This is a genomic window from Pseudopedobacter sp., from assembly GCF_040392825.1.
In the GTDB taxonomy this organism is placed as follows: Bacteria; Bacteroidota; Bacteroidia; order Sphingobacteriales; family Sphingobacteriaceae; genus Pseudopedobacter.
On record NZ_JBEBVH010000339.1, the window covers coordinates 1 to 3,662 of the forward strand.

Consider the following 3,662-nt stretch of genomic DNA (forward strand, 5'->3'; position numbering starts at 1 on the left):
TAATGCTTTTATGGAAGATTACACTTACCATTTTGATCCTGATAACTCCATGGTTTTAGGTTCACATATGTTGGAAGTTGATTCTTCTTTGGCAAAAGAAAAACCTTCATTAGAAGTTCATCCTTTGGGGATTGGTGGTAAAGCAGATCCGGCAAGACTGGTTTTTAATGTTAAAAAGGGAGCGGCTTTAAATGCTTCTTTAGTAGATATGGGTAATCGTTTCAGATTGGTAGTAAATGAAGTTGAAGCGGTAGAAACGGAAAATCAGTTGCCGAAATTACCGGTAGCAAGAGTATTATGGAAACCACTGCCCGATATGCGCACAGCTTGTACTGCATGGATTTATGCGGGTGGGGCACATCACACGGTTTTTAGTCAAAATTTAACTCCTCAATATTTTAAAGATTTTGCAGATATCGCAGGAATCGAGTATGTAGTAATTGATGCAGAAACAAAAATCAATCAGTTCGAGAACGAACTGAGATGGAATGATGTATACTATTCAGTTCTTCAAAAATAAAATCTAGTTCCCAAACCAAACCATATCGAGCCTGGAGACTTTGTCTCTGGGCTTTTTTTATGCTTAGACTTAAACGTTAATATAATGTTAAAAACGTTTTAAAATTTAAATTTTCACTACAAAATGAGATATTCGTAGCCTTTGTAGATTTTAAACACATCAATATCCTAATGAATATCAAAAGTTGTAAAGTCAGGTTTATATTTATCAGTTTCATTTTCTTCCTTATTCCCTCTTTCCTGTTTGCTCAAAAATTAAATTGGCAAAACCTGGATCTGCAAAAAGACGGTGTTTTTGGTGTAAGTACAGAACGGGCTTATAAAGAGCTTTTGAAAAATAAAACCGGTGTAAAGGTTAAGATAGCTGTTTTAGATAGTGGAATAGATATTAATCATGAAGATCTCTCTGCGGTAATTTGGAAAAACGATAAAGAGCAAAAAAATGGAGCAGATGATGATGGTAACGGTTATATAGATGATGTTAACGGATGGAATTTCTTAGGGTCATCTATAGGTAACGTAAACTATGATAATTTAGAGTTAACCAGATTGGTAAGGTCGTATTCGGAGGTTTTTAGAGGTAAAGATTCGACCCAGATAAAAACTAGCCAGAGGGGTGAGTATAAAAAGTATATCGATCTGAAAAGTAAATTGGATAGTAAGAAAGTAGAGGCCTTTAAAGAGTTGGCTAGTGCAAGTGCTGTTAAATTTATTGTCGACTCTTTAGTAGAAGTGACTGGAAAGAAGAATCCAAAATCTAAAGATTTTAAGGCATTGAAAGTAATGGATCCGTCAGAAGAATATTTGGTGTCTTTTTTAATTCAACAATTAAAAAAAGAGCGTTTTTCTGTTCTTTACGACAATATGTTCCAAAAAGCAGTGGATTATTATAAAGATCAGTTGCAGTATCATTTGAATGAACAATTTTATTCCAGAGACACTGTTGGTGATAATTATGCAAATGTAAATGAACGATTTTATGGGAATTCTGATGTTAGTGGGCCAGATGCACTGCATGGAACTCATGTTGCCGGGATAATTGGAGCTTCCAGAACTAATAGGAAAGGAATAAAAGGTGTAGCAGATAATGTAGAAATTATTTCCGTACGTTGTGTGCCTAATGGAGACGAGCGAGATAAGGATGTTGCTAATTCCATCCGTTATGCGGTAGATATGGGCGCAAAAATAATTAATATGAGTTTTGGGAAATCTTATTCGACAGATAAGAATGCGGTAGATGAAGCAGTTAAATATGCTATGTCCAAAGATGTGCTTTTAGTGCATGCTGCAGGAAATGACAATAAGAATCTGGAAGAGGAATTTAACTTTCCGAATAGGTTTTATGAAGACGGTGGTCTTGCGGAAGCCTGGCTGGAGGTTGGAGCTTCGTCATGGAAAGCAGACAGTACATTAAAAGCTTCATTTTCCAATTATGGGAAAACTAAAGTAGATGTGTTTGCGCCGGGATATGCTATAAATAGTACTGTTCCCGGGTCTAAATATGAAGAGCAAAGCGGAACCAGTATGGCGGCTCCCGTTGTATCTGGTGTTGCGGGAATTATACGTTCGTATTATCCGAAATTAAGTGCGGTTCAGGTAAAAGAGATTATTATGAAATCTTGTGTGCCTTTTAATCAGGAAGTTATTGTTGAAGAAAAATCAAATACCCTAAAACTTAATTTTAAAAATCTATCCGTAACAGGAGGGATTGTCAATGTGTATGAAGCGTTAAAATTGGCAGAGACCTATTAGAAGTTTAAAGAAAAAAGGTAACGAAAAAGGGGCGTCTACATTCGCCCCTTTTGTTTTTGTTAGAAAGTATAAACCAGAGCGGCAGAGAACTGACACGCATTTTTAGTAGGAGTTATAAAGTCATCCTTGAAAAATTCCTTTTGTTTACTGTTATCCAGTCTGAATTCGGGAATAAAAGTTAATCCTCCGTGTTTCAGATTTGCCGAAAGTGTAACCGTTGTTTTTGTATCGCCGTCTATACCTGTTACATCCTTAATTTTGAAATATTCACCCCTTACACCAAGTTGAATATTGTCGTTTATACTGTATTTAGGATATAGGGCTACTCCCGTATATCCACCATCAGATTTTAAGGTATAATCTGCTGCATTTAATCCTAATGCGAATTTTTCGGAAAAACCATAAGATGCAACCAAGTCTACCAACGTCCCGGAAGTATAATTTAATTCTCCACCTTCAGAAGATCCTGTAAGAAAATTTAGATAGATACTGGAATTGTCATCGGGAGTTATGCCTAATTGTGCACCAAAATGAGAAACTCCATTAAAGTCCTGATAATTATTCCAATCATTAAACAAACCTATCATACCGCTTATTTTGTCTGAGAATACATAATTCGCTTTTATGCCTGCGTTTTGGAAAGGTCCTGCTCCAAAAAGATAAGACGTAGAGTAATGAAAATTTGCAGAAGGAGATATTACTTCATATCCTATAAAAGTTCCCATAAATCCAGCAGTCATACTAAGCTTTTCTGTAAAGGCATAAGAAGCATATAGATTCTGTATGTGGAAACTATTGTCTGAGTTGTTGGGGTTTTCATCACCATTTAATATAGATCTATACTGTCCTCTTGGGCCAAAAGATATCTCGCCAACAAAAGAAGCCTTTCCGGTAGATTTCTTTAGGGCTAGATCCAGCATTCCCAGTGATATGGAATTATGATCTTCTGTGAAGTAGGTCGAGATATTAGTTTGTTTGGCAAAGTCATACTTCCAATAGACATCAGCACTACCAGAAATCTCTAAAGCAGAGCTCTCTGTGTCTTGTGCATAAGTAGTAATTGTAATGATACTACACATTAATAAGATTGATAGGATGTTCTTTTTCATAAAAGTGGTTTTAGTTGATTTTTTTGTTTGTTTTTTATTTAAAATTCACTAAAAATGATTTTTTGTAAGCTTTTTTGTTGTTTTATGTTTAATTAGTTTGTGTTTTAATGTTTTAATGTGTGTTTTATTGTGATTTTGTTGTTTATTTTTAGTGTTTTTTAAAATTATAATGTAAATATGGTTTAGTTTGTTTGTAAATGCAAGTAATTTTTTGAAAAAAAAATAAATTTTTATTTATTTTTTGATTTTTTAATGCTTTTTTGTTGTATTAATTTTAATTTT

2 protein-coding genes and 1 pseudogene are annotated in these 3,662 nt (G+C 34.4%); 2 read left to right on the forward strand and 1 reads right to left on the reverse strand.

From position 1 onward, the window contains the following. A pseudogene (locus ABWO41_RS16565) lies at positions 1-520 on the forward strand (L-arabinose isomerase); the annotation flags it as partial. A gap of 170 nt (positions 521-690) precedes the next feature. Then, entirely contained in the window at positions 691-2,271 is a 1,581-nt protein-coding gene (locus ABWO41_RS16570) for a S8 family peptidase (RefSeq protein WP_353140395.1), read from the forward strand. 59 nt (positions 2,272-2,330) lie between these two features. Here ABWO41_RS16570 and ABWO41_RS16575 read toward each other — a convergent pair whose 3' ends face one another. Then, positions 2,331-3,380, reverse strand: coding sequence for an outer membrane beta-barrel protein (locus tag ABWO41_RS16575; RefSeq protein ID WP_353140397.1), 1,050 nt, complete (start codon positions 3,378-3,380; stop codon positions 2,331-2,333). Positions 3,381-3,662 lie beyond the last annotated feature (282 nt).